Origin of the sequence: Oceanobacillus indicireducens (assembly GCF_014647195.1) — a bacterium.
Lineage (GTDB): Bacteria > Bacillota > Bacilli > Bacillales > Amphibacillaceae > Oceanobacillus > Oceanobacillus indicireducens.
In genome coordinates this window covers 1-26,338 of the sequence record NZ_BMOS01000017.1, presented here as the reverse complement: position 1 = coordinate 26,338, position 26,338 = coordinate 1, and the positions used below count along the sequence as shown (strand labels likewise).

Annotated in this window: 23 protein-coding genes and 1 other annotated feature; of the genes, 16 read left to right on the top strand and 7 right to left on the bottom strand. The window is 41.8% G+C overall.

What is annotated here, in order from left to right:
• Nucleotides 1-203: 203 nt before the first annotated feature.
• The 5 genes from addB to IEX94_RS12160 all read left to right on the top strand — a co-directional run bounded on the left by addB (nt 204) and on the right by IEX94_RS12160 (nt 11,164).
• Nucleotides 204-3,692, top strand: coding sequence for a helicase-exonuclease AddAB subunit AddB (gene addB / locus IEX94_RS12180; protein ID WP_188857779.1), 3,489 nt, complete (start codon nt 204-206; stop codon nt 3,690-3,692).
• Nucleotides 3,692-7,420, top strand: coding sequence for a helicase-exonuclease AddAB subunit AddA (addA, locus tag IEX94_RS12175; protein WP_188857777.1), 3,729 nt, complete (start codon nt 3,692-3,694; stop codon nt 7,418-7,420). Before addB ends, addA begins: the two co-directional genes overlap by 1 nt.
• Nucleotides 7,421-7,507: 87 nt before the next feature.
• Entirely contained in the window at nt 7,508-8,671 is a 1,164-nt protein-coding gene (locus IEX94_RS12170; RefSeq protein WP_188857774.1) for a DUF418 domain-containing protein, read from the top strand.
• 210 nt (nt 8,672-8,881) lie between these two features.
• The gene (locus tag IEX94_RS12165) at nt 8,882-9,244 is read left to right on the top strand and encodes a YisL family protein (RefSeq protein WP_188857772.1); all 363 of its coding nucleotides are present in this window, start codon (nt 8,882-8,884) and stop codon (nt 9,242-9,244) included.
• 405 nt (nt 9,245-9,649) lie between these two features.
• Nucleotides 9,650-11,164, top strand: coding sequence for an alpha-amylase family glycosyl hydrolase (locus IEX94_RS12160; protein ID WP_188857769.1), 1,515 nt, complete (start codon nt 9,650-9,652; stop codon nt 11,162-11,164).
• 523 nt (nt 11,165-11,687) lie between these two features.
• On the opposite strand, the gene fakB is transcribed toward IEX94_RS12160, so the two are convergent.
• Nucleotides 11,688-12,554: a DegV family protein gene (fakB, locus tag IEX94_RS12155; RefSeq protein WP_188857768.1), complete on the bottom strand. Its 867-nt coding sequence runs from the start codon at nt 12,552-12,554 to the stop codon at nt 11,688-11,690.
• A 355-nt stretch (nt 12,555-12,909) separates the two neighbouring features.
• Between fakB and IEX94_RS12150 the strand changes: the two genes are divergently transcribed.
• Together IEX94_RS12150 and IEX94_RS12145 are read left to right on the top strand one after the other, a co-directional pair.
• Nucleotides 12,910-13,752 (top strand): YitT family protein, encoded by an 843-nt coding sequence (locus IEX94_RS12150; RefSeq protein WP_188857765.1) that lies wholly within the window; start codon nt 12,910-12,912, stop codon nt 13,750-13,752.
• A gap of 5 nt (nt 13,753-13,757) precedes the next feature.
• On the top strand, nt 13,758-14,171 hold the full coding sequence (locus IEX94_RS12145; protein WP_188857762.1) for a putative periplasmic lipoprotein: 414 nt from the start codon (nt 13,758-13,760) through the stop codon (nt 14,169-14,171).
• Between the two features lie 48 nt (nt 14,172-14,219).
• On the opposite strand, the gene IEX94_RS12140 is transcribed toward IEX94_RS12145, so the two are convergent.
• The 3 genes from IEX94_RS12140 to IEX94_RS12130 all read right to left on the bottom strand — a co-directional run bounded on the left by IEX94_RS12140 (nt 14,220) and on the right by IEX94_RS12130 (nt 15,920).
• Nucleotides 14,220-14,483 (bottom strand): NifU N-terminal domain-containing protein, encoded by a 264-nt coding sequence (locus tag IEX94_RS12140; protein WP_188857760.1) that lies wholly within the window; start codon nt 14,481-14,483, stop codon nt 14,220-14,222.
• A 312-nt stretch (nt 14,484-14,795) separates the two neighbouring features.
• Nucleotides 14,796-14,990 (bottom strand): DUF3813 family protein, encoded by a 195-nt coding sequence (locus IEX94_RS12135; protein ID WP_156854592.1) that lies wholly within the window; start codon nt 14,988-14,990, stop codon nt 14,796-14,798.
• A gap of 99 nt (nt 14,991-15,089) precedes the next feature.
• Entirely contained in the window at nt 15,090-15,920 is an 831-nt protein-coding gene (locus tag IEX94_RS12130; RefSeq protein ID WP_188857758.1) for a Cof-type HAD-IIB family hydrolase, read from the bottom strand.
• A gap of 301 nt (nt 15,921-16,221) precedes the next feature.
• On the opposite strand from IEX94_RS12130, the gene IEX94_RS12125 reads away from it, so the two are divergent.
• Both IEX94_RS12125 and IEX94_RS12120 read left to right on the top strand, forming a co-directional pair.
• Nucleotides 16,222-16,983, top strand: a complete 762-nt coding sequence (locus IEX94_RS12125) for a prolyl oligopeptidase family serine peptidase (RefSeq protein WP_188857856.1) — start codon at nt 16,222-16,224, stop codon at nt 16,981-16,983.
• Between the two features lie 83 nt (nt 16,984-17,066).
• A complete protein-coding gene (locus IEX94_RS12120) occupies nt 17,067-17,378 on the top strand; it encodes a metal-sulfur cluster assembly factor (protein WP_156854588.1) in 312 nt (103 codons plus the stop codon).
• Nucleotides 17,379-17,816: 438 nt separating this feature from the next.
• Here IEX94_RS12120 and IEX94_RS12115 read toward each other — a convergent pair whose 3' ends face one another.
• Nucleotides 17,817-18,629, bottom strand: a complete 813-nt coding sequence (locus tag IEX94_RS12115) for an undecaprenyl-diphosphate phosphatase (protein ID WP_370459698.1) — start codon at nt 18,627-18,629, stop codon at nt 17,817-17,819.
• 113 nt (nt 18,630-18,742) lie between these two features.
• Here IEX94_RS12115 and IEX94_RS12110 point away from each other — a divergent pair, with 113 nt between their 5' ends.
• Nucleotides 18,743-19,060 carry a hypothetical protein gene (locus tag IEX94_RS12110; RefSeq protein WP_188857855.1) on the top strand — a complete coding sequence of 106 codons (318 nt, stop codon included), beginning with the start codon at nt 18,743-18,745 and terminating at the stop codon, nt 19,058-19,060.
• A gap of 52 nt (nt 19,061-19,112) precedes the next feature.
• Here IEX94_RS12110 and IEX94_RS12105 read toward each other — a convergent pair whose 3' ends face one another.
• On the bottom strand, nt 19,113-19,289 hold the full coding sequence (locus IEX94_RS12105) for a DUF2929 family protein (RefSeq protein ID WP_156854584.1): 177 nt from the start codon (nt 19,287-19,289) through the stop codon (nt 19,113-19,115).
• A 538-nt stretch (nt 19,290-19,827) separates the two neighbouring features.
• On the opposite strand from IEX94_RS12105, the gene IEX94_RS12100 reads away from it, so the two are divergent.
• The 6 genes from IEX94_RS12100 to IEX94_RS12075 all read left to right on the top strand — a co-directional run bounded on the left by IEX94_RS12100 (nt 19,828) and on the right by IEX94_RS12075 (nt 24,981).
• Complete coding sequence (locus IEX94_RS12100; protein WP_188857755.1) at nt 19,828-20,448, top strand: hypothetical protein; 621 nt, start codon at nt 19,828-19,830, stop codon at nt 20,446-20,448.
• Nucleotides 20,449-20,472: 24 nt separating this feature from the next.
• Complete coding sequence (locus tag IEX94_RS12095) at nt 20,473-21,429, top strand: BMP family ABC transporter substrate-binding protein (RefSeq protein WP_188857753.1); 957 nt, start codon at nt 20,473-20,475, stop codon at nt 21,427-21,429.
• A 162-nt stretch (nt 21,430-21,591) separates the two neighbouring features.
• The gene (locus IEX94_RS12090) at nt 21,592-22,530 is read left to right on the top strand and encodes a beta-ketoacyl-ACP synthase III (protein WP_156854578.1); all 939 of its coding nucleotides are present in this window, start codon (nt 21,592-21,594) and stop codon (nt 22,528-22,530) included.
• Between the two features lie 23 nt (nt 22,531-22,553).
• Complete coding sequence (fabF, locus tag IEX94_RS12085) at nt 22,554-23,795, top strand: beta-ketoacyl-ACP synthase II (RefSeq protein WP_156854576.1); 1,242 nt, start codon at nt 22,554-22,556, stop codon at nt 23,793-23,795.
• Between the two features lie 137 nt (nt 23,796-23,932).
• A complete protein-coding gene (locus IEX94_RS12080; RefSeq protein WP_156854574.1) occupies nt 23,933-24,139 on the top strand; it encodes a YuzI family membrane protein in 207 nt (68 codons plus the stop codon).
• 83 nt (nt 24,140-24,222) lie between these two features.
• Entirely contained in the window at nt 24,223-24,981 is a 759-nt protein-coding gene (locus tag IEX94_RS12075) for a DUF3603 family protein (protein ID WP_156854572.1), read from the top strand.
• 44 nt (nt 24,982-25,025) lie between these two features.
• Here the strand turns inward: IEX94_RS12075 and trpS are convergent, their stop codons facing one another.
• A complete protein-coding gene (gene trpS, locus IEX94_RS12070) occupies nt 25,026-26,015 on the bottom strand; it encodes a tryptophan--tRNA ligase (protein WP_188857751.1) in 990 nt (329 codons plus the stop codon).
• Nucleotides 26,016-26,066: 51 nt separating this feature from the next.
• Nucleotides 26,067-26,243 (bottom strand) — a binding site (T-box leader).
• Between the last annotated feature and the right edge of the window lie 95 nt (nt 26,244-26,338).

The following is a 26,338-nucleotide window of genomic DNA, read 5'->3' as shown; positions in this document are numbered from 1 at the left end:
TAGTTGCATAGACGATAAAAAAATTAAATTCAAAAAGCCTATTCAAAGTATCTCCTGGGAGCAGTCCAAAGCTTGAGATTCAAGCGGGAGCTTCATCACTCGTTCGTGGAAAGCGAGAGGGTTTGGGCTACGGGCCTTGGGAGATTAGACAAAGTACATTTAACAATTTGTAAATAGATTTTGATCATTAGAGGAGGATACCTATGGGAATACGCTTTATTACTGGGCGTTCCGGAACAGATAAAAGTCAAATTGTCATTGAAGAAATTAAAGAAAAACTGTTGGAAAGCCCGCACGGTAAACCAATATTTTATATCGTCCCCGACCAAATGACCTTCCAACAAGAACGCGCCCTATTCACCGCGGAAGGAATTGACGGAAGCATCCGCGCACAAGTAGCTAGCTTCTCACGACTCGCCTGGCGCATCTTGCAAGAAGTCGGCGGCGGGACAAGACAATTTATTAGCTCGATCGGTATTCAAATGATGCTCCGGAAGATTATTGAAGAAAAACAAGGGGAATGGTATACCTTTAAAAATGCATTGGAAAAACAAGGATTTCTCCAAGAGCTCGAACGGATGATAACTGAATTTAAACGATACCAGGTCACCCCGGAAATCTTGCAGCAAGAAATTGCGGGAATAGAAAAATATGTTCATAAGGAGCCAAATGAAGTAAGTCTGGAAATGAAATTGCGGGATTTGCTATATATTTATGAACGTTTAACCGAGCGCCTGGCGCCTCACTATATTGATAGCGAAGACCAGCTCCAATTGCTTGCGGAAAAAATCGGTACATCCCGTCTGCTGGAAGATGCAGAAATTTATTTGGATGGTTTTCATCAATTTACACCAAATGAACTTGCGGTAGTAGAAGCCTTATTGAAGAAATGTAAGACGGTTACTGTCGTGCTCACGGTGGACGATACGAGAGAAGAGCCAGCAGAGCTTGATCTGTTTTATCAGACGAAGGAAACCTATCATCAGCTCGTGCAACTAGCAGAAGCGAATGATGTTCCGCTTGAGGAGCAGCTGGAATTTTACCCGGAGAACGGCAGATTCAAGGAGCGTCCTTACTTTCTCCATATGGAAAAATATTTTGACACAAGACCTGCTCCAGCCTATGAAGGTGAAGTTCCGATTCAAATTGCTGAGGCGGTACATCCACGAGCGGAAGTGGAAGGAGCTGCTCAGGAAATTCTTCGGCTCGTTCGGGAAGAAGATTACCGTTATCGTGATTTTGCTGTCTTTATGCGGGAAGCAAATGTTTATCATGATCTAATTGATACAATTTTTGAAGATCATGGTATTCCTGTCTTTATTGATGAGAAGAAATCGATGTTGAACCACCCTTTTATCGAATTTATCCGTTCCATTTTTGATGTAATTGAAGGGAATTGGCGCTATGATGCCGTCTTCCGGGTGCTGAAAACGGGTTTTGTTCCACCTGCCGATAAGCACTATCCGTTGACGGCGGATGCGATTGATGAACTGGAGAATTATGTATTAGAGTATGGAATCCGTACAAGGGAGCGCTGGTTTGCTGAAGAGGAATGGATATTCCAACGTTTCCGCGGGTTTGAGGAAGCGGGTCAAACAGATCGGGAGCTCGACAAACAGAAGCGGATTAATCGTTATCGCCAGCAAATTGTCTACTCTTTACAAGCGTTTGATGAGGCGATACGGGAGGCGAAAACCGTTCGCGAAAAGTGTGAAGTTCTATTCAAATTATTTGAACAGGTGCGGGCGCCTGAACGATTGGAACAAATGCGGGAAACAGATGACGCAGCAGGGGAAATTGAAAAAGCGCGGGAGCAAGAACAAGTGTGGGATGGTGTCTTGAAAATCCTTGATGAGCTTGTTGAAATGGCAGGCGAGGAGGCACTAAGTCTTGATGTCTTCCGAACGACACTGGAAGCGGGTTTAGAGACGCTTGAATTTGCCCATGTACCACCGAGTATGGACCATGTGATTGTTGGGACGATTGACCGCTCCCGAATTGGCCGCGTTCAGGTTGCTTTTTTGCTTGGGGTCAATGATGGAGTCTGGCCGATGAAACCAGCAGGGGATGGACTCATCAATGAAAGGGAAAGAGAACTACTTGAACAAAATGGTGTCCGCTTGGCGGAAAGCAGTGTACGCCAGTTGCTTGATGATCAATTTTTTATGTATCTTGCGTTTACCGTTGCCAGGGACCGTCTGCATATTAGTTACACATTAAGCGATGAGGAAGGGAAGGGGAAAATGCCGTCCCAGCTCATCAAGCGAGTAGAGGATCTTTTCCCTGAGACGAAGGAAAGGTCCCTGCTTCAAGATCCGGATGACCTTGTGCGTGCTGAACGATTTATTACGAACCCGATCAAGACAAGAGCAGCCTTAACGGCGCAACTTGCCCGTTATCGCCGGGGCTATCCAGTGGAAGATGTCTGGTGGCATGTATTAAATTGGTATATGGAACAGGAGCCAAAAAACGATACGACTTATATGATTTTGCAAAGTCTCTACTACCGGAATTTGCCGACTGACCTAGCTGAAGATACGATTAAAGAACTTTATCCAAAACAGGTTAAAGCGAGTGTTAGTAGACTGGAAACATACTATCGCTGTTCTTATCAACATTTTGCAAGATACAGTTTAAACTTGGAAGAGAGAAGAAGGTATAAGCTGGATGCGCCAAATATCGGTCAGTTATTCCATGAAGCGCTCAAGGTCATTACCGAGTGGATTCGAACGGAGGGCAGAGATTACCGGGAATTGTCGAAGGAAGATTCCAGTGCCTATGCGCACCGGGCTGTTGGTAAGCTTGCTCCTATTTTACAGCATCAGATATTATATAGCTCGAATCGTTATAAATATATTCAACAGAAGTTACAGGAAACAATTGCTAGAGCAACGTTTATCTTGAGTGAACAAGCAAGGAAAAGTAATTTTTCACCTGTCGGATTAGAAGTCGCTTTCGGTGAGAATGCACCTCTAAAGCCAATGGTAATGCAGTTGCCAAATGGCTTTGAACTCATTCTTCGCGGCCAAATTGACCGGGTCGACCAAGCGAAAATAAATGACGAGCTTTATTTACGGATTATTGATTATAAATCAAGTGACCAAGGTTTGAAGCTCTTGAATGTTTATTACGGTCTTGCCTTGCAGATGCTTGCATACCTTGATGTCGTCTTGTCCCAAGCGGAGGAGTGGCTTGGAATGAAGGCGAGTCCAGCTGGTGTTCTTTATTTCCATGTTCATAATCCGATGATTAGTGAACAACCAGATATGGAAGCAAGCAAGCTGGAAAAGGAATTGTTCAAAGCGTTTAAAATGAAAGGACTGTTGCTTCAGGACGAGATAACTGTTCGTAGTATGGATACAGCTCTTGAAACTGGACATAGCGACATGCTGCCAATTGCGCTTACGAAAACGGGAAACTTTTATAAACAGTCTAAAGTGGCAACGAAAGATACATTCCACGATTTGCAACAATATATCCATGGACTGATCGAGCAGGCCGGGATTGAAATTACAACCGGTCAAGTCAAGCTCAATCCATATCAGGATCAGCAAATGACAGCATGTAAATTCTGTCCATTCCTTTCTGTCTGTCAATTTGATACAGGCTTGGAAGAGAATGAATTTCGCCGGCTGAAACACATGTCAGAAAGTGAAGTGCTTGAGAAAATAGCAGGGGAGGAGGAGCATTAATGGTACAGTGGACAAAAGAACAAGAAGAAGCGATTTATACAGCAGGAACGAATATCCTCGTTGCAGCCGCAGCCGGGTCTGGAAAAACGGCAGTGCTCGTCGAACGGATTATTCAAAAACTGTTGGACAAAGCGGACCCGGTCGATATCGACTCCTTACTAGTCGTAACCTTTACGAATGCAGCAGCACAAGAAATGCGTAACCGTGTAGGAACAGCTCTTGAGCGAGCGCTTGAAGTGGACCCGGATTCCGTGCACTTAAAGAAACAGTTATCCTTACTCCAGCGCGCATCGATCTCTACTCTTCATTCATTCTGTCTCGAAGTCATCCGGCAGTATGCCTATCTATTAGATATTGATCCGGGCTTTCGGATTGGCGATGATATGGAGATGGATTTAATTAAACAGGATGTACTCGATGATTTATTTGAGGAATGGTACGGTGACGAGACGAGTGCCGTTGATGAATTCTTTCAAGTAGTCGATCGCTTTTCGAGTGACCGGAGTGACGTCGATGTTGAGGAATTGATTTTAAAGTTATACACCTTCGCAATTCAGAACCCTTGGCCGGAACAGTGGCTTGATGATTTAGCGGAAAGCTATCATATTCCGGAAGATTGGGAGGAAGATGATTTAGACTTTCTTCCAATCCTTAAATATGAAATAAAGAATACATTGACAGGTATCCGGCAGCAAATGGAACAGGCACTGACGATTGCGAGGGAAAGTGATGGCCCCGACGCTTATATCGATACAATCACTTCTGACCTCGAAGGCTTACATGCTGCAGAAGAACGGATAGATTCCTGGAGTGAACTTGTCGAATGGATGGACAGTTATAAATTTATCCGCCTTTCGTCAAAGAAAATGGATTGTAACGAAGAGAAGAAAGAAGCTGTGAAAGCTTTACGAAAGAGCTATAGGGACAGTTTTAGTACGATCCAGAAAAAATGGTTGAGCAGGCCCCTAGAGCGTCATGTGGCGGAGATGCAGGAAATGTATCCAGTCATTAAAAAACTGACGGAACTTGTAAAGGAGTTTAAGAAAGAATTTACGAAGGCGAAGAAGGAAAAGGCGCTTGTTGATTTTTCCGACTTGGAACATTACTGTCTGGAGCTGTTACTGGATGAGGAGGCAAATGCGGATACACTGGTACCCTCCCGTGTCGCTCTTGATTTGCAAGCTAAATTTACAGAAGTGCTTGTTGATGAATATCAGGATACGAACCATGTGCAGGAAACGATTATCCAAATGGTGAGTAAACAGGAAAATCCGGGCAATACATTCATGGTGGGGGACGTCAAACAGAGTGTCTACCGCTTCCGGCATGCCGAACCAGGACTTTTCCTTGAGAAATATAAACGTTTCCGTACGGAGGAAGGTGCTGGAAAGCGAATTGATCTCGCGAGTAACTTCCGTAGCAGGGAAGAAGTTTTAAACGCGACGAATTATATTTTCCGGCAAGTTATTGATGAAGCTTTAGGTGAGATAGAATATGACGCGGCAGCCGAATTGATTTACGGGAATAAAAGCTATGATGATGTGCCGATTGCTCGTCCTGAGGCGGAGCTAATTTTAATTGATGGAGATAAAGAAGTGGAGCCCCTTGAGGGTGAAACGGAAGAAGCGGAAGATTTCCGCGAACTTGAAAAGGCGCAAATCGAAGGCAGAGCTTATGCCAAGCTGATTAAAAAATGGATCGGACGAGATGGGGAAGCTTTTTCAGTCCTCGATAAAGAAACAGGTGCCCAGCGCCCTGCCCAATACCGCGATATTGTCATCTTACTTCGAGGGATGAAACAAGCCCCGGTTATTGCCGAAGAATTAAAGCAGCAAGGCATACCAGTTTATGCTGATGTTTCGGAAGGATACTTTGAAGCGATTGAAATAAAAGTGATGATCAGTCTACTAAAAGTAATTGATAATCCACACCAGGATATTCCGCTTGCTTCCGTACTTCGTTCACCTATTCTCGGGTTAAATGAAGATGAACTGACTCAAATCAGGGTGGCAAACCAGTATGGTTCATTTTATGAAGCACTTGGAACCTATGTAAAAGCGAATGATAACAATACGACGGCAAAGCTTGCGCCATTTTTGGAACGCTTAAAAGAATTTAGGCGTGCGGCAAGAGACGGTGCGTTATCGGAATTAATATGGGATATTTACCGTGAGACCGGCTATTATGACTTTGTCGGCGGTATGCCTGGTGGAAGACAGCGCCAAGCGAATTTACGTGCGCTCTATGACCGGGCGCGAGGCTATGAATCAACGAGTTTCCGTGGACTATTCCGATTCCTGCGCTTTATTGAGCGGATGGAAGAAGAGGGGAAAGACTTAGGAGCTGCCCGTGCGCTTAGTGAACAAGAAGATGTGGTTCGGATTATGACAATCCATAAGAGTAAAGGTCTTGAGTTTCCAATTGTCATTGTCGGCATGATGGATAAACAATTTAATTTACGCGATTTAAATGAAAGGTATTTGTTAGATAAGACATATGGATTTGCAACAAAGTTCATTGATCCGGTCAAACGCCTGACATATACGACCCTTTTCTATGAAGCTGTTAAAATGAAGAAGTTAAGAGAGCAGCTCGCTGAAGAAATGCGTGTTCTTTATGTTGCGCTCACAAGGGCAAAGGAAAAACTCGTTATGACTGGTTATGTTAGGGAACTACAGAAACGATTGGATAATTGGGATAAAATACTTGACCATCCGGACTGGGTGCTGCCGGAACATTATCGTCTAGAAAAGAAATCGTATCTTGATTGGGTTGGCCCTGCACTCATCCGTCATGAACAGAACGAAATCCTAAGGACGAGGGAGCTACCAGTGGGATTAGGACATGAGATTCGTGAAGATCATTCGCGGTGGGAGATCACCATTGTCCATGCGCGTGATTTAACGAACTTGGATGCGGATGAAAGTATAGAGAAGGAGCAGTTGAAAGAACATATTGAAGCGTGGGAGCCGGTACCCGTGGAGAGTGATACGCTTCGGGAGTATGTCAATGAGCGGTTAAATTATAATTATCCAGACAAGGAAGCGACAATGACGAGGGCAAAGCAAACGGTGACGGAAATCAAACGTCAGCGCGAGCTCTTTGATGAATACGGTGCGGATCAATTGATCTCCGATTATAAACCACCGATCATCAAGCGGCCGAACTTCCTGCAGAAGGAGAAGACACTAAGTTCTGCGGAAAAGGGAACGGCAATGCATACGGTCATGCAGCATTTGCCATTGAATAAAGTTCTTACCGCCCCAGAGATTGCAGAAGAAGTCGAGCGGCTTGTGGAAAAGGAAATCCTGACACGAACGGAGGCAGATGTTATTGATATTGCTGCGATTGAACATTTTTACGGGACTCCTTTAGCGGAATACATGAGGAAGATTGAAGGGGTGTATCGCGAGGTTCCGTTCAGTCTCATGCTCAAGGCTGAAGAAGTCTATTCGGAATTTGATCCGGAGAAAAAAGAAGAAGTACTCATTCAGGGGGTAATCGATTGCCTTATTCCAAAAGATGATGGCTGGATCATCCTGGATTATAAGACGGATACAATTACCGAACCTGTTACACCTGCCTTAGAAGAAAAACTAAGGAAAAGATACGAAGTCCAGCTGTCCCTATACCGGGCCGCAGTTGAACGAATCTGGAACCAGCCGGTAAAAGCAGCATATTTATACTTTTTCGAAAAACAACTATTCATACAAGTCCCAGAAGGGTAAACTATAAGTAGAATCGGGACATTGGGGTCAGAGCGGTTGTCCCAGCTGGGACAACTGCTCTGACCCCAAAGGGAGGGGGATGGAAGGATGCAGTTCGCACCGACGAGGGTAAACAATCGTTTGGAGCATATTGATATCGTTAGAGGATTTGCCATCTTTGGCATTTTTACCGTGAATATTGGAGCTTTTTCAGCACCATATTTTATATATGGTGGTGCAGAAATGGTTTGGAATACACCGCTTGAACGGGCCATTCAGGCGTTTATTGATATCTTTTTTCAAGGTAGTTTTTATACATTATTCTCCATATTATTCGGCTTCAGTTGGCAGTTGATGAAAGAACGTCTGCAAGTGAAAGAAATCGCTTTTACACCATTTTTATTACGGCGACAATTTGGTTTAATCGGCTTTGGACTCATCCATGCATTCCTCATTTGGCATGGAGACATTCTACTATCATATGGTTTAATAGGACTCTTCCTCCTTTTGTTTATCGAAGTGAAGGAGCGTACGTTATTAGGTTGGGCTGCTGTCCTTCTTTTTGGCAGTGTTGCCTTGATTACGCCAGCTTTATATGCGGTGCGTGATCTATTAAACTTTTCGGATAAACTTGCAATCAATCAAGCGATAGAAAATTATTCGAGTAATGAACTTCCGCTTATTTGGAAACAAAATTTTTATGATTGGTCTTTAGCTAATTCGGGTATAGGTTTCATTTTTCTCACCATGACACTTTTGCCATTGTTTTTGCTTGGCATGTATTTAGCGAGAAAGCGAGTGTTCCATGAGCCGAAAAAACACGAACATACACTAAAGCGGCTGTTAATCATCACGTTTCTATTCAGTCTGCTCTTGAAGGCTGGACCATATCTTATAGGAAATCCTTTATGGCTCTCGTATGTACAAGATAACCTCGGCGGAACGGCATCTGCTTTATTTTATATGACACTGCTAACAGTTTTGGCCCAAACTGAATCAGGCAGGAAATTGCTTCGGCCACTCCGTTATGTCGGGAGAACAGCTTTAAGTAATTACATTCTCCAATCAGTTATTAGTTTTATTTTGTTTTACGGTATTGGCTTTGGTTTGTATAATTCAGTGTTACCTTCTGTTTCACTCGTAATCGTTGTGTTTATCTTTGCCTTGCAAATATTGGTAAGTAAATGGTGGTTATCCCGCTATCGATTCGGTCCATTAGAATGGGTTTGGCGAAGTTTGAATTATAAAGCAATACAACCTTTGCGAAAATAGCAAGAAGGGTGGAAGTTAAATGAAACGTCGTAGCTGGAAAGGGAAGGAAAAGCATGGGGGGAAGAAGGGATTATTTTAAGTGTCCAATTTGTTAACGAATCACGCGGGGACGCCAGCCTTCCTTGCTTCTAAAATGAATTCTCTTCTGGAACATGGTATGATGAGGATTGATGTAAACTGTACAAACAGATTGAAGGAGGTAATAATACAATGCTTCATATGCATGTCACGTCTTGGATACTCGGACTGATCCTATTTTTAGTAGCTTTATTCCTTTATAAACAAGGGAACGAAAAAGGCGGAAAAATCGTTCATATGATTTTACGCTTATTCTACCTCATCATTATTTTTACTGGTGGGTATTTACTATTCGACGTCTATTTGGCGAACTTCTCCATGCCGATGGGCGCAGAGGCAATCACGAAAGGTATTGCCGGAATCTGGCTCATTGCAGCAATGGAAATGCTTCTTGTCAAAACAACCAAAGGCAAACCGGTTGCCGGCTGGTGGGCTCAACTCATAATCGCACTAATCCTAGTACTCGTCTTAGGATACATCCGTCTGCCATTATAGGATGAGTTTAAATTCGATATGAAAAAATGAGGTTGGACTACGTGTTCCAGCCTTATTTTTTATTGCAAGCGTACTATAAAAATATAAATATTGTTGATAACTTAGATATTCAGGACTAGCCACGTCCTGGGGCAACATCGAACTACCTCCCGTCCTGGGAGGGACAGTTTGTACGTTGCTACGACGCACAGGATGTGCTAGTACAAACGCTCTTCGGTGGGACGAGTAATCGCAGTCCCAGGCGTTGCGAAGACGATCGCGTTTTTAGCCTGTAAGGGCGCTTGCGCCTTTGTTATGAAAAGCTTTTGAAGTTTTTTCAACAATTGTGGAATAGCAATTGACTAAAATTTATTTTCATTAATAATAGTACAAGACAGTAATAATTGAAATGGTGGGGATAAGATAATGAGGAAAAAACTAGTCATCGGTTTAACAATCCTATTTTCGTTTTTCATATATGTGTTACCGGTTGCAGCAGAAGATAGACAAATTGAAGATGAAATCATGTACGAAATCATCGTCGATCGTTATAACAATGGGGACTTTTCCAATGATATTGCAGTCGATGTCGATGACCCAGCCGCTTACCATGGTGGTGACCTTATAGGGATTATGGACCGGTTGGAGAATCTCGCACAAATCGGTGTAACAACGATTGTTCTGTCACCGATTATGGCAAATATGGATGATGGATTCCATGGGTATTGGGTGGAAGACTTTACAGAAATCGATCCGCAATTCGGTACGTTTGAGGAATTGGAACAGCTCGTTGAGGCTGCACATGAGCAGGATATAAAGGTTGTTCTTGAATTTGTTACGAATTACATACCGGAGGATCATTCTATTGCACTGGATCCCCAACGTGCGGACTGGATTTTAACAGAAGAAGTTACGGGTCCAGACTGGGCAGAACGTGTTGTACAATTTGATCAGGATAACCCGGATGTACAAGAATACTTAATCGACGCCGCTTCGTTCTGGCTCGATGAGACTAAAATCGATGGACTGAGTCTTCATGCAGTTGATCAATCATCTATTGACTTTTTAAATCGACTTACAACAGAGTTAAAAGAAAGTCATCCAAACAAATATTTACTCGGAGATATACTTGACGAAGAAGCTGATATAGCTGAGATTATGGAACATACGTCACTTGATGCGATTGATAATTATCAAATAGGACAAATGATTTCTGATATTTTCAGTATGCCTGATCAATCTCCAGTAGAAATTTATGAAATACAAAAAGAGATGAGCGATTTTCAAAGTATCCTTATCGTGGATGATAAATACTCGAAACGATTCTCCCAGAAATTTTCCGAAAATGGCAGGAATATTGTAACGGCTTGGCAACTTGCTTTAACGTATATGTATACAACACCTGGAACACCTTTGATTTTACAAGGTACGGAAGTGGGGATGTATGGGGAGACAGCAGAAGATTCTCAAAGGTTAGTACCTCTTAACAGTGGGGATCAAGACTTGATGGAGTTCCATGAACGGATTTCCTCTTTACGAACTGAATTCCCTTCTTTAAGACACGGTGACTTTGAATTGATTGATGAGCGTGATTCCTATGCAGTGTTTAAGCGAACTTATGAAGGAGAAACTATGTATATCGGCATCAATAATGGCAGTGAATCCAGCTATATAGATGTTACCGATGTCGGTCCGGATATGTTGTTCCGCGGCTATCTAGCAGATAACCTTGCTCGTCAGAATCCAGAAGATAATTACCGGATAGGTATTCCGAGAGAATCGGTGGAAGTCTATCAATTGATGGATGATGTAGGCTTGAACTGGACCCTTATTATAATGGTTGCTACTATCTTGTTAGGTTTTGTTTTTGTCGTTGTCTATTTATCGAAGAAACAGAAAGAACAAGAAAGAAAAGAGGCCGATCAAGGGATTCAGAAATAACAAGAATGAAGAAACGCTTGGGAAGCGGTCCGAGCGTTTCTTTAATTATTCGCTGTTACCCTGATAAGGAATGCTAGGAACAAAAAAGTGACGTGATAAAGTGAAACTTCATTCAATCGGGGTTTCCTTCCCTCCCCCGCTGAATGTTAGTTGAACAGAATCAGGTATTTACGGACTGTATATCCTCCACCTTCACATCTTGGGCTTCCTTCCATGTTTGGAGGTGGGGGTATTACAGACCGTTAATACGTGATAAACAGTGCTCCTAGAATGAGAAGCGCTTGTCTTCGTGCTGCGATCTGGTTCTTAAACGATAATAAATACACCGAGGAAAACCCATCCAAGTAGGGCGATATGGGCATGCAGTATAGGAGTATAATCTATCTATGTATGGGATGCTAATGGATATAGATGCGCATCCAGATTCCAGTAAGAGTTGTTAGAATAAAGAAGAGGAAGGTGTAGCAAGAAGGATAAAGACGCCATGTCCCCTTAAACTGCGGACAAAACGTCTTTATCGCTGTTATTTATTTGGTTGGTTGGAAAAGAATAAAGCAAGGGTACCTGGTCCCGAATGGGCCCCAATAACAGCACCGACCATTTCGATAACGATATTTTCCCTCGGAACCTTGAATTTTTCATGAATGAGGGAAGCGAGTTGTTCGGCCCGTTCCAAATCGTCTCCGTGACTGATGCCGATCGTCTGATTTTGGAAATCTGTTCCGCGTTCTTCCATTAGTTCAATCATTCGACCCAATACCTTTTTAGAACCGCGCAGTTTCTCAAGTGGAATTAATTTACCATCTTCTACATTTAAAATTGGCTTTATCTTGAGTAAGCTGCCGACAAATGCGGAAGTCTTGCTGACACGGCCACCGCGATATAAGTATTCCAAATCATCAACAGTGAAAATATGCTCCATATGTTGGGCCTGATGTTCAGCAGCTTCGACAATTTCGTCAAAAGAAGCACCATTTTTAGCCGCTTTTGCTATATGAAGAACTACAAGTCCGTAACCGAGTGAAGCGCATTTAGAATCGATAACCCGAATAGGTGCATCCGGATATTCTGCTTTTATCTGGTCTTCCATAATTTTCGCGCTTTGATACGTTCCGGATAATTTGGAGGAGAATGATACATAGACGAGTGGCTCCTTCTTTTCTGCAGAGGCGGTGAACACTTTTTTGAAAGCCTCCGGAGAAGGTTGGGAAGTCTTTGGGGCTTTGCCATTCCGCATTCCATCATAAATGATTTTCGGATCGATTTCTTTTACATCCGCATAGTCTTTGTTATCTAAATGGACATTTAATGGTACCATTTCAATGCCATATTCGATATAATAGTCTTTTGATAAATCACAAGCAGAATCAGCTATAATTTTTACGTTCATCAAATCACTTCCAATCTACAATTTGCTTGCCTTCTTCTAGTTTAAAGCGAGAAGGTCATTTAGTCAAAAAGTATTTGAAAAGTTATGAATTTGTCAAGGTTGTTCAAAACTTCCGGTAAAAAGGACACTTCGTGAAAGAGGGAGTTCTAAAAACCTTCCGCATCCAGTGAAAGCTCGTTGGCTAGTTTTTCCGCTCCTCTAATAACGTACATTTCGTTGCTAGAATCTTACTGACTCGAACTTCGACGCACAGGACGTGCTAGTGTTGGTTGTGCAAGGACACTTGTGTTTCTAAGCGAACTTGGTCTTTTTTATCTTCTTTTTTGAACAAATTATTAATACAGGAGGAACGCTCATGTTTATGATGGAAGCTAAACGAATTTTCATCGTCATTATCGGTGCTTTTCTATTAGCAGTGTCGCTTAACTTTTTCCTAATTACGGCTAACGTTTATGCAAGCGGCTTTGCGGGTGCAGCTCAGCTCTTATCGAGTGTTTTTCAGGATTTCCTTGGAATGCACATTGGAACAGGGATATTTCTATTTATCTTGAACATACCGGTATTCATCTTAGGCTGGTTTAAAGTAGGAAAAGGGTTTACAATTTATAGTGGAATCTCTGTGTTGTTTTCGACAATATTTCTTGAGGTCATGCCGGTTATTGCATTATCAGAGGATATTATGCTGAATGCAGTATTTGGTGGTGTGATTGCAGGTGCTGGTATCGGGATCTCCTTAAAAATTGGAGCTTCAACCGGGGGAATGGATATCATCGCGATGTTATTATCACGCGTGAATGATAAGCCAGTCGGCACGTATTTAATGGCGCTTAACGGAATTATCATCTTGCTTGCCGGGGTACTTTACTCACCGGAGAACGCACTTTATACATTAATTGCGCTCTATGTGACGACTAGGGTGATCGACATGATCCATACTCGCCATGTGAAACTGACGGTAATGATTGTTACGCAAAAGCCGGAAGAACTGCAAGAAGCAATCCATAGTCGATTTATTAGAGGGATTACTTTCCTTCCTGCACAGGGAGCCTATACGAAGATAGAGAAGAAGATGGTCTATCTGGTGTTGAGCCGTTATGAATTATATGACGTCGAGAAGATTATTAAAGAAGTAGACCCGGATGCATTCACAAACGTAGTGGAAACAACCGCAGTCTATGGCTATTTTAGAAAGGATTAGGTAGTGTGAAGAAATACTTAGTTGCAGTTATATTCTTATTTATCCTTGTCGGATGTGGAAATGATAGTGAAACAAACGAGCAAGCAAAATCACCGGATAACACGGAAGCACAGTATACCGTTGTTTTTCGGGGGTTGGACTTGCAGACGGAAGCTAATACTTATACCTTAACTGGTGAAGTGCGAGCTGAGAATGAGCAATTCTATTATCACCTAGAGCAAGGGGATGAGGAATTGCACCCGGAAACAGTTTACGAATTAGAAGGAGAACCGGGAGTTTGGCAAAGTTTTGAAATCACCGGGGAAATCCCGGAATCTTCTTTTGAAAAGGAAGAAACACCGATCTTAACGTTATATGGTAAATCTCCAGACGGCGAAGTACTCCACCCGAATTTTATCCCGATTGATATCACTGAATAAAAGAACAAAAGGAACTTCCATCAATGAGAAGTTCCTTTTTTCTATGTATTAATAGCCGTGTTTCTCGATCATTTCAATAACGCGCGGGGATAGTTGCTCCCACTCTACATCAAAGTGTTTATTGACGGTAATAAAGTTCTGATAGCCGAAAACGTTATCTACACCCTCAATGGTCATTAAATCATTTAAAATATCATATTCACTCGTATCTCCTGGCATGAGCGAATAGCTTTTTGTACCTTCAAAAATGACTTTATCAGATGTGAATTTCATCGCGTTTGGGTTTGGAGTACCCTCCATACGAATTGCCATCCTACACACTCCTCTTTTGTTCATACTTACTCATATAGTAGCAGATAAAGAGGAAATTATAAAGTAAAACTTCATACTGTGGTAGGGGTCGATGCTTAGAGTGTGCCAAGGCGGGTGTTGTGTTAGAACTCGCATTATGAGTTGGTGTTCCTTCTTCACTTAATGTTTAGTTAAAGAGATTCGAAAATTTATGGGCTGTGTATCAATTTATAATTCTTTAGTTTTTTACGCTTTGAGGGACAGCACGTTAAAGGGAACAAGGCTGGGAATTTACCACATATGATTAGAGGTAAGCCCCAGCCTCGTTACTATTTATAGCTGCTCGTTATTTGTTAATTGCTGTTCCAATTGCTGTAGTTCTTTTTGTTCTTCGGGCGTTGCTTCCTGGTAAGCTGCTTGGATTGCGTGTTGAACTGCTTCCTTGTCTGCTTCGGTCACATTTTCACCCATATTCATCATATCCATTACTCGTTGTCTAGCTTGCTGGAATAGTGATTGTTGTTCCATCTAATATCCTCCTCGTTTTTTCGCAAGTAAAAAGGGAAACGCTATTCACGTTTCCCTTTTAGTATGAACCCTTTTATTTTTGCTATGCATACGATCGTTTTAATTTGGTGTGTTCACTTTTAATTTTAAATATTCCTCTAAAAATGCTCCGATGCCATCTTCTTCGTTTGTTGCAGTGACATGTTTGGCGAGTGATTTCAGCTCATCAATTGCATTTCCCATAGCAACACCGACACCAGCATAATCAATCATTTCCAAATCATTGTCCTCGTCCCCGAATGCTATAATCTGGTCTTTCGGAATATCGAAGTAATGCGCGATTTTTTGAAGACCAACTGCTTTATTCATACCTTTTTTAATGATTTCTATGACGTTCCACGGTGCACCCCATTTACGGTGCTCAATCACTTCGGCATGGTAGTCGTCAAGGTGGCTTCTCAATTGTTGCACTTGTTCTTCCTCTGGATAAACGAGGATCGATGTAGGATCTTCCTCAAGTTTTTGCTTTAAGTTTCCAATTACATAAGGGGCTTCATCTTCAATTTCATCAAAGAAGCCAATCAGTTTGCTGTCGAAGGAGTCGATATACACATCATCCAGCACTTCAGCTAAGATATTATTGACACGTAAGTCATAGCAAGCTTCAATAATCTTATGTGCTGTCCGGATTGGCAGCGGGTTATGTAATGCATCCCAGTTTCTGTTTTGCGGATGGTGGATAAGAGCCCCGTTGAAGTTTACCATTGGTGTATCTAATCCAAGCTCATAATAATAATTAATACTGGCCCGGTGTGGTCTTCCAGTCGAGATAACTACTATATGTCCCTCTTCTTTTGCTTTGAAAAGCACTTGTTTCGTTCGTTCACTAATCTTCTTATCATCTGTCAGTAATGTCCCGTCTAAATCGAGCGCAATCATATGTTTTTTCATAATTTTTCAATCACCTCATCTTGTAACTAAGTCTATAAGAGAAAGGCCTGTAAGTAAAGTAAATTTATTTTAACAGCAGTCAGTTTATCACGCATTAACGGACTGTAACACTCCCACTTCTAAACATGAGGGAAGCCCAACAGGTGAAGGTGAGGGATATACAGTTCGTAAATCCCTGATTCTGTTCAACTAATATTCAGTGGGGAGATAAGGACCCCTACTGAATGAAGTTTCACTTTAGCAGGTTTCAGACTGGCGGACGAGTTTAAATATCGGTAACATAGGAGTGAGGTGAAAAGTGATGATTGGAATAGTGAAAGAAAAAATAGGAAATATACCGAGTTTAATCGTTGTAGAAACCAAAGATAAGGATAAAGCATTACCGACTGTCATCTTTTTCCATGGCTTTACAAGTGCAAAGGAACATAATCTCCCGATAGCCTTCTTACTTGCTGAAAAAGGTTACCGTGTCATACTTCCTGATAGCGAACTTCATGGAGAAAGGGAAATCAATACATCCGAACGGAAACGACAAATATCTTTCTGGGATATTGTACTTAAAAATGTACAAGAGTTGGAACAAATCAAAAAGGCGCTGGATGCAGAAGGCTTGATTTTGGATGATAGAGTTGGTGTAGCGGGAACGAGTATGGGGGGAATTACAACATCAGCAGCATTAACTCAATATGACTGGATCAAGTCAGCCGTTATCTTGATGGGTTCCCCACGCATTACAACATTTGCGAAAACACTCGTCGAAAGCTTCAAAAAAGAGGGAGCCTTGCCAGTAACCGACGAACAAATTGAAGCATTGTACGATCAACTGGAGAGATGTGATTTATCCCTTCAACCGGACAAGTTAAACGGGCGGCCAATATTGTTCTGGCACGGCGGGCAGGATACAGTTGTTCCATTTGATCACTCGTATACATTTTACGATGAAGTAAAAAAGCAGTATGAGAATGAAGAAGATATCCAGTTTATCAAAGAGGCAAATGCCGGACATAAAGTAAGCAGGCGTGCTATCCTAGAATTAGTAAAATGGTTCCGTGCGAATCTGTAACAGTTTATACGGATTCAAATACTTAATATTTTACTGGAATTATGGTTTAATAAAGAAAAGAAGGGAAAAAGGAGGTTCGTAAAATGGATGAAGCGACAAAAGAGTATCTAATGGGAGCACTGGAAAATGTGATTGACCCTGAATTAGGTATAGATATTGTTAACCTCGGTTTAGTTTACGATGTTGATCTTGATGAAGAAGGTTTATGTACGGTTACGATGACCCTAACAACGATGGGGTGCCCGCTTGCCGGTCATATTGAACAGGACATTAGATTTGCCTTAGCCGATCTTCCGGAAGTTAAAGAGACGAAAACAAATATCGTATGGGATCCACCATGGGGCAAAGACAAAATGTCCCGCTATGCTAAAATAGCATTAGGCATCCCAGACTGATCTTACATTAAACATAAAAAAAGCAGCTACCAGGAGGGAGCTGCTTTTTATAATGATAACTCAACAATATATTTTTAAAATGACTATTGATTCCTTTCATTTAGCGTAAGTGTTTTGCGCATTCACTAATTTCGGTGTTCTAATCGACGGGCATTGAACTGGTAGAGAGGGTTACTATTACCGGAAACTATTCCACTATGATGAGAGTTCTAATTCCTTAAACGAAAAATAGTGTTCCAAACAGGGCTTTCCTCGGAGCAGTCCAGACACCTCGAGACTCCTGCAGGAGGATAGGCATAGGTGAGACCCCGCAGGGCGACAGCCCGAGGAGGCTCACCAGCCGCCTGCGGAAAGCGAGAGGTGTCTGGACTGCGGGCCTCCAGAAGAAAATTGCACTTACGTTGATTGAAAGGTTTTAGAAGAAAGCCGAAAGTCAGGTTATAAGAAAAAGATTACAAGTAATCCGACGACGACACAGTAATAGGAGAAATATTTCAGATTACCATGTGCCATAATATTCATAAACCATTTCAAAGCAAAATAAGTCGCAACAAAAGAAGTAACAAAGGCAATGATATTCGGAATGAGCAGTGCTTGGAACTCCGGACTTGCAACCAATGACGGAACTTCCAGAATGGTTGTCCCTAAACTGACCGGAATATAAAGTAAGAATGCAAAGCGTAGTGCGGTATCCTGTCTCATCCCGACAAGCATCGCGGAAACAATACTTGCACCAGAACGGCTGATTCCCGGTGTAACGGCAACTGCTTGGGCAAGACCGACAATTACAGCATCTTTCATCGTTAAATCGCCCTCAAGTCGTCTCCCGCGAAGATTACGGATGAACCAAATAGCTACTGCTGTAATTAATAAAGTAACACCAACTACATTTGTCCCGCTCAACACTTCTCCAAGATAATCGCCAAATAATACACCGACCACACCAACCGGAATAGTTGCAATTACGAGATAAACGACAAACATAAAGTCACTTCTTGCCGTTTTATCTCTTTTAAATAGAAATAGGTACGTATTTTTGATTAGTCGGATGATGTCCTCCTTGTAAATTAATAAAACAGCGAGTAATGAAGCGAAGTTTACGAAAATCTCAAATGAAAGTCCTTTTGCCTCAATCCCAAAGAGCTCGCGGAAAATAATCAAATGTCCGCTTGAAGAAATTGGAATCGGTTCGGTAACCCCTTGTACAAGTCCAAGAATGAAATACTGAATAATAACAATTAAATCTTGAATGAAATCCATCCTATTCTCCCCTTCAATACATCGAATCCATCCTCAAATAGACAAGTTCCTATTTTTAACTAGGTGAATAGTCTAATTGGTGAGGAGGGTTGATTGATGTGACAATGAAACATGATTCTAAAAAAATGTATGAACAATGTAAAAAACATATGCATTCTTATGTGCTTATTGAAACGATAGAAGGGGCTCGTATTGATGGCATCATCACTGGCTTAGATGATGAATATGTATATATGGCCGTTCCTATCGATGCACAGACACAAATGGCAGCAGCCCCTCATGATGAAGGGCATGATTACCGGCAATTTGGACCATATGGCTGGTATGGACCAGGATTTGGGTATGTTCCTCCAAGACGGTTCAGCCGGGTGATTCTTCCACTCGCAGCCCTTGCAACACTTGGCTTACTTGCGTGGTATTAATACAAATAACAACCCCTTGCCACTTTCCTTGGCGGCAAGGGTTTGTTATTTGTTAATTTTTCTTCTCTTTTAATATTACGTCGCCCATCAAGAAAGTGACAATCATAAAAATCACTGCCAAAATGACCGCTTCAGATAAGATGAATGGTTCACCAGCCATACTTGTTAGCACGTATGTAACAGCCGCACTAATTAGCAGTGACCAAATAATCGTGAAGATGTAACGCATATTCTACACCCCGCATTTCAAAAATTTCATATGTAAAAAGATTGAATGCTACTTAAATAATATCCTTCTATAGTTTAACAAAGAACGAAAAAAAATAAAAGCCTTAATCCTGACATATACTAATGAAAAGGAAGATTGACTCTACACTTGTTAGAACAAAGGCGCAAGCGCCCTTACAGGCTAAAAACGCGATCGTCTTCGCAACGCCTGGGACTGCGATTACTCGTCCCACCGAAGAGCGTTTGTACTAGCACATCCTGTGCGTCGTAGCAACGTACAAACTGTGCCTCCCAGGACGGGAGGTAGTTCGATGTTGCCCCAGGACGGAGTGAACTTAATCGAACTTCCCCTTTACGGAATGAGATAAAGGAAACACAACGAACGATAGTGAGTTGATGTTGACTTATCGATTGGAGGAGTGTGAAGTTTGCTAGTTGCTGGGCGCTGGAGCCGGACGTGGCTAGTCCTGGATACCTAAGTTATCACAGTATTTTTGTTTTAAAGCTTCTTATGTTTTAAAAAGGGGGAAACAAGCACGATGGAAGTCCTTGTTTTCAATGTTTCACACTGGATTGGCTATCATATTGCCAATCGACTTTTGCAGGAAGGGTATAAAGTGAAGGGAATAGAGGAGGAGGCATTCAATAATCATCTAATAGATTTTTTCTTAAGAAACAGTAATTTTGAATTAATCACAAGTAGAGCTGAAATAACTATTCCGCTCGCCATCTGTGTGGGAGAGATACCTGAACGAGTTGAATGCAATTATGATCAACTTATTCAAATCAATGGAAAAAACCCCCATTCTACAGATACAATAGCAATCCACATCCCTTATTTATTTGGTGAATGGATGCCGATGACAAAAGAAGCATGTTACATTGAAGGAAATCGCGTCAGTTTTTCTTCTCAAGAGTTCCTAGAAGAAGGCGTATATATTAAAGATTTTCTTGAATTATTGCTCAAGTTGTTGGAAAGTCCACCAGCAGGTCAAGTATTCTTTGTGAGATCTGCACGAAATCAAAGTTTAAAAGGGAAAAAACTTGAAAAAACTTTCCTATTAGATGAAAATATTGCTATAGAAAAAAATTTAATTCAAGTAAAGGAACATTTTCATAAGTTCCAAACTCTTTATCCTATCGTGGAGGATAGACTTTAATAACATATAAACAGGAGGGGCAGTATGAAAAAACAACTGATACTTACCATTATAATAATGATTATGATACTGCCTGGCTGTAATTATTTTTCAGATGATAATAATTTGCAAAATGCAGGAATGCTGTTTGAATCGGAAATTGCAGGAAATGCCTGGAATGAGAAGGGATATGAAGGCTTACTTGCGATTGAGCAGGAATTCAATATCGATGTCTTTTATAAGGAAAATACTAGTAAAGAAAATGATGTTATTCAAGCTGTTGATGAATTTGTCCAAGAAGGTGTCAATCTGATTATTGGGCATGGAAATAGTTATGGACACCACTTTGTCGATCTAACGAAAACGTATCCGGAAGTACAATTCATCTATATGAACGGGGACTTGTATAATCCGAAAGTTACAAGCTTAAATTTCGATTCCCATGCGATGGGTTTCTTTGGTGGAATGGTTGCTGGTGAAATGACAGAGACTGATGAAATTGGTGTGATTGCTGTCTTTAGTTGGCAAGCTGAACTGGAGGGTTTTTATGAAGGGGTAAAGTATCAGAACCCGAAAGCGGAAGTTCATATTGATTTCGTCAATGATTGGGATGACAAAGAACAGGCGATGATCATTTATAATGAATTTGTAGCAGCAGGGACGGATGTTATAGTTCCAGTCGGAAATGCGTATAGCAAGGCAGTAATTGAAGCGGCGGCAAAAGATGATATTTATTCGATTGGTTATGTTGCAGATCAGCATGAGTTGGCGCCGGAACATGTACTTACGAGCATGATTCAGCATGTCGAAGCTGTTTATCTGAATGCAGCTGAGGATTTTAATGAAGAAGCATTGATGGGCGGAATCCGTTCTTATGATTTTCATGATGATTATATCACATTAGGCATGTTCAATGAGAAGATAAACAGTAATTTTGAGAAAAAAATCACAGAAGCGATAGAAGAATATAAGAAAACGAACTTGCTGCCCATTGAGAACTAAGGAGCATGTTAGAATCTCCCTCTTGTCAGGAGGGATTTTTTGCTTTAAAATTAGTACCAAGTCATAATATTTACTCGTATAGATTTCTTTTAACAGAAGCGATGCAAAATAGATTGTTAGTATTAGTTAAACCTCGGGAGGAAGTATGAAGGAGATGTTAAAATGAATGTAGGTATCTTGGGAACTGGCCATTATGTACCGACAAAGGTCATGACGAATAAAGACATGGAAAAGATTGTAGACACAACAGATGAATGGATCCGCACGCGAACTGGAATTGAGGAAAGAAGATTTGCAGAAGATGAAATCGACACATCCGATATGGCTTATCACGCTGCAAAGGAGGCGCTTAAGGAAGCAAATATTTCTCCAGAAGAAATTGATTTAATCCTAGTTGCAACGGTGACGCCAGATACACCATTTCCATCGGTTTCCTGTATGATTCAAGATCGGCTCGGTGCAACAAATGCGGCGGCACTAGATCTCGGAGCCGCATGTGCCGGGTTTGTATATGGCCTTGTAACAGCTACACAGTTTGTCAAAGCAGGTGCGTATAAAAACGTGCTTGTTGTCGGAGCGGATAAGCTTTCTAAAATTATTGACTGGGAAGATCGTTCAACTTGTGTTCTCCTGGGTGATGGTGCAGGTGCCATTGTTGTTGGTGAAGTTGGAGAAGGGAAAGGAGTCCTTTCTTTTGAATTAGGTTCGAAAGGTTCTGGCGGGAAAGATTTATTACAAAATAAAGAAGGATTTATGGAAATGAATGGGCGAGAGGTATTTAAATTCGCTGTCCGTCAGATGCCGGAATCAACGGTAAATGTTGTAGAAAAGATTGGCCTTCAGAAGGAAGATGTGGATTACCTCGTTCCGCATCAGGCGAATATTCGTATCATGGATGCAGCAAGAGAACGTCTCGGTATGGCTTCAGATAAAATGGCCAAAACGATAACGAAATATGGAAATAATTCTTCCGCGTCTATACCTATGGCTTTATCTGAGTCTGTAAAGAATGGTAATATCAAAGATAATGATTTAATCGTATTAGTCGGATTTGGCGGCGGGTTAGCATGGGGAGCTGCGGCAATCCGCTGGGGAGTCTGATTAGATTGGAAAGGAGCAGAACAATGGATGAAAGAAGAGTAGTAGTAACTGGCCTAGGTGCAGTAACTCCGGTCGGTAATGATGTTACAGCAATGTGGGACAGCATTAAAAATGGAAAATCTGGAATCGATATTGCAACTCGTGTTGATGTGGAGCAATATTCAGCGAAAGTTGCCGCTGAGGTGAAGGGCTTTACACCGGAAGATTATGTGGAGAAGAAAGAGGTCCGTCGTATGGACCCATTTACACAATATGCGGTGGCAGCTGCGAAAATGGCTGTAGAAGATGCAAAGCTTGTCATTGATGATAGTAATGCACACCGGGTAGGTGTCTGGATTGGTTCTGGAATTGGCGGGATGAAAACATGGGAAGATCAGCATTTGAAGTTGATTGAAAAAGGCCCACGCCGGGTCAGCCCATTTTTTGTGCCAATGATGATCCCTGATATGGCGGCAGGACAAGTCTCCATTCAGTTGGGTGCAAAAGGAATTAACTCTTGTACCGTAACTGCTTGTGCCTCTGGAGCAAGTTCGATAGGTGATGCATATCATGCGGTCAAACGCGGTGACGTTGATTATATTATCGCAGGTGGGACGGAAGCACCGATTTCCAACATGGCATTTGCCGGTTTTTCTTCCGCGAAAGCTTTATCAACGAACCCGGATCCGAAAACCGCAAGTCGCCCATTCGATAAAAACCGCGATGGGTTTGTAATGGGGGAAGGTGCGGGAATCTTAATTCTTGAAACATTGGAATCCGCTTTGGAACGTGATGCGACTATTTACGGGGAGATTGTCGGTTATGGTGCAACAGGGGATGCATATCATATTACCGCCCCTGCAGAGAACGGGGAAGGAGCGGCCCGCGCAATGCAAATGGCAATTGATGCTGCCGGGATTTCGCCGAATGAAGTCGATTATATTAATGCGCATGGAACAAGTACAGATTTAAATGATAAATATGAAACGACTGCAATTAAAGCAGTATTTGGCGATCATGCGTATAATCTTACCGTTTCTTCGACAAAATCGATGACGGGACACTTGCTGGGAGCTGCTGGCGGGATTGAGTCTGTCATTTCCTTAAAAGCAATTCAGGAAGGGATTGTACCTCCAACCATCAACTATGAGACACCAGATGAGGAATGCGATCTTGACTATGTACCGAATGAAGCGAGAAAACAAGATGTAAACGTCGTTGTAAGTAATTCGCTTGGATTTGGCGGGCATAATGTGTCATTAGTATTTAAAAAATACGAGGCTTAATAAATGAAGAAGCTGATCCTTTTGCGGTCTGCTTCTTTTTGTTTACCTTTATTGAGACCAAGCATTAAAAACACGGGACAAGCATACGATGTAACAAGAAGCGGGACGATTGACTGGTCCATATGGGTGGTGTTTTCATGTTCTATATATTTTGGTTTCTAATCGGTTTTGGCTTAACGGTCACTGGCGGAGTCACGTTCATTGGTTATCTTAATTTGCTTCCTGCCGGGGTATCCTGGTTAGAATTTCTGCAATTTATTACACTGCGAATAGAATGCTATTTTTTCCCTATTGGTATCGTCATTATGCTGCTTGTTCTGTATCGCTACCCGAATAATTCCTAAACCGTTACGAGCGGATGAGAATAAATTCATTCTTTATTGGTCATAATGATTCTAGATTAATTTTCCAAAGAGGTGAGGGTGAAATGCTATATTTACATGATGTTTGGGTAAATTGGTTTGAAAGTGAAGAGAACGGTTATCAAGTTGCCCGTTACCATGAGTGGAGGAAGGAAGATAAGATCGAATTATTGGACCAGACACCTTTGTTATACATAAAGAATGATCTATTTGAGTATATTGAGAATGATTTGCAAGAGATTCCGGAGAGCCTATTAGATACAATTTATAAACGTTCATACAACCGGAAAGGCCAGAACCGGAAAGCTATCGAATATGCTTGTGTCATTACGAACGGGGTGGAGACCCTCGCATTTGATACGATTGGTTATACCATTCCTGTTCGAAAAAGCCGGCTTATTCCAAGGCAGGAGCAGCTCGTCTATGATATGATCAAATCTGCAAAAGCTCAGAATTACGGTTTTAAAAAGAGAAATTACAAGAAAGAGTATCATATTTTATCGATGTCACCTGAACAAGTATTTGGCTTAACGCGGCGGGAGCGAGAGATTAAACATATCCTTATGATAGCCCTTGATCAACTGAAAAGTTCCGGAAATCTGGAAGAGTTGAGATACTGGTTGACTGAATGGGACCCGAAGCTTTACCCGACAGTGAAATTTCTAAACGCTGATGCAGCGTGGGAAAAGCTCTATTCCGGTATTAAGGAAGGATTTAGCAAAAATCATGAAGAATTCTGTGAAAAGATTGTCCGCGGTCAGCCATTTTTAGAAAAACTGTGGGACTTGGAAAAGGAATATGCACAAGACACATCAAAATCTTGAAAAACATACCGATTCACCACTGGAAAGTGAATCGGTATTATTATTTATTTTTTCACACGTCCCAAGCCCATTGCTTTCTTCGCTTTGGCCACAGTTTTATTGGCGATTGCGGAGGCACGATCTGCTCCCTCGTCAAGAATCGTATCAAGCTCAGGAGAGTCGATTAACGCTTTGTATCTTTCTTGGATAGGCTCAAGAAGATTAACCACAGCGTCAGCCACACCTTGTTTGAAATCCCCATAACCTTTCCCTTCATATTTCTTCTCCAACTCCTCAATCGATTCACCAGTACAGCTCGAATAGATTGTTAACAGGTTGGAAACGCCGGGTTTGTTCTCTTTATCATATTTGACAATTCCTTCAGAGTCAGTCACTGCACTCTTGATTTTCTTCTCAATTTGTTTCGGCTCGTCAAGCATGGAAATAAATCCTCTTTGATTTTCGTCCGATTTACTCATTTTCTTTGTCGGCTCCTGTAGCGACATGATACGCGCTCCGACCTCCGGGATACGGATCTCCGGGATGGTAAAGATATCATTGAAACGATTATTGAATCGCTGTGCAAGGTCCCGCGTCAATTCCATATGCTGCTTCTGGTCATCGCCAACAGGTACAAGATTCGCCTGATACAGCAGAATATCTGCCGCCATGAGCGCAGGATAGGTAAGTAATGCTGAGGACACAGCTTCCTTTCCTGTCGATTTATCTTTATACTGGGTCATTCGCTCCAATTCACCGACATAACTGATCGATTGCAGCATCCAGCCGAGCTGTGTGTGTGCTGGAACCTCCGATTGGATAAATAATGTCGCTTTCTTAGGATCAAGCCCAGAAGCCAAATACAGCGCTGCAAGCGAACGGATATTTTTCCTTAATTCCAAGCGATCTTGCGGCACAGTAATAGCATGTTCATCTACAATGCAGAAGTAACATTGATATTCGTCTTGAAGCTCCACGAACTGGCGGATCGCTCCTAAATAATTTCCAAGTGTCAATGTCCCACTCGGCTGAATTCCTGAAAAAATCGTTTGCATACGAAACACTCCTTTAAATTGTCCATAAAAAAAGCCCATTCGCATCCCTATGGAAGGGACGAATGAACCGTGGTGCCACCCTTATTATCCTGCTTTTACAGGATCACTCAAATGTTAATATAAGCTCAGAAGCCCAATTCCAATTTGCCTTGATACTTGTTTCCACCAACCACAAGCTCTCTATCATTCAGCGGGCAATTGTACTATTATCTCCGTCATTGCTTGAAATATTTATTTTAATTTATTATATAGAGTTTTTGAGGGGAATGCAAGGCAAGGGGGAGAAGAGTTTGTGTCAAGATTTTCTCGGTACCCTTTCCACT

Coding starts and splice junctions, on each gene's coding strand:
- IEX94_RS12150 (WP_188857765.1), top strand. CDS start 12,910: ATGTTTATGATGGAAGCTAAACGAATTTTCATCGTCATTATCGGTGCT.
- fakB (WP_188857768.1), bottom strand. CDS start 12,554: ATGAACGTAAAAATTATAGCTGATTCTGCTTGTGATTTATCAAAAGAC.
- IEX94_RS12110 (WP_188857855.1), top strand. CDS start 18,743: ATGAAACATGATTCTAAAAAAATGTATGAACAATGTAAAAAACATATG.
- IEX94_RS12075 (WP_156854572.1), top strand. CDS start 24,223: ATGCTATATTTACATGATGTTTGGGTAAATTGGTTTGAAAGTGAAGAG.
- addB (WP_188857779.1), top strand. CDS start 204: ATGGGAATACGCTTTATTACTGGGCGTTCCGGAACAGATAAAAGTCAA.
- IEX94_RS12090 (WP_156854578.1), top strand. CDS start 21,592: ATGAATGTAGGTATCTTGGGAACTGGCCATTATGTACCGACAAAGGTC.
- fabF (WP_156854576.1), top strand. CDS start 22,554: ATGGATGAAAGAAGAGTAGTAGTAACTGGCCTAGGTGCAGTAACTCCG.
- IEX94_RS12125 (WP_188857856.1), top strand. CDS start 16,222: ATGATTGGAATAGTGAAAGAAAAAATAGGAAATATACCGAGTTTAATC.
- IEX94_RS12130 (WP_188857758.1), bottom strand. CDS start 15,920: ATGAAAAAACATATGATTGCGCTCGATTTAGACGGGACATTACTGACA.
- IEX94_RS12100 (WP_188857755.1), top strand. CDS start 19,828: ATGGAAGTCCTTGTTTTCAATGTTTCACACTGGATTGGCTATCATATT.
- IEX94_RS12080 (WP_156854574.1), top strand. CDS start 23,933: ATGTTCTATATATTTTGGTTTCTAATCGGTTTTGGCTTAACGGTCACT.
- IEX94_RS12140 (WP_188857760.1), bottom strand. CDS start 14,483: ATGGCAATTCGTATGGAGGGTACTCCAAACCCAAACGCGATGAAATTC.
- IEX94_RS12105 (WP_156854584.1), bottom strand. CDS start 19,289: ATGCGTTACATCTTCACGATTATTTGGTCACTGCTAATTAGTGCGGCT.
- IEX94_RS12160 (WP_188857769.1), top strand. CDS start 9,650: ATGAGGAAAAAACTAGTCATCGGTTTAACAATCCTATTTTCGTTTTTC.
- IEX94_RS12165 (WP_188857772.1), top strand. CDS start 8,882: ATGCTTCATATGCATGTCACGTCTTGGATACTCGGACTGATCCTATTT.
- IEX94_RS12095 (WP_188857753.1), top strand. CDS start 20,473: ATGAAAAAACAACTGATACTTACCATTATAATAATGATTATGATACTG.
- addA (WP_188857777.1), top strand. CDS start 3,692: ATGGTACAGTGGACAAAAGAACAAGAAGAAGCGATTTATACAGCAGGA.
- IEX94_RS12120 (WP_156854588.1), top strand. CDS start 17,067: ATGGATGAAGCGACAAAAGAGTATCTAATGGGAGCACTGGAAAATGTG.
- IEX94_RS12170 (WP_188857774.1), top strand. CDS start 7,508: ATGCAGTTCGCACCGACGAGGGTAAACAATCGTTTGGAGCATATTGAT.
- trpS (WP_188857751.1), bottom strand. CDS start 26,015: ATGCAAACGATTTTTTCAGGAATTCAGCCGAGTGGGACATTGACACTT.
- IEX94_RS12135 (WP_156854592.1), bottom strand. CDS start 14,990: ATGGAACAACAATCACTATTCCAGCAAGCTAGACAACGAGTAATGGAT.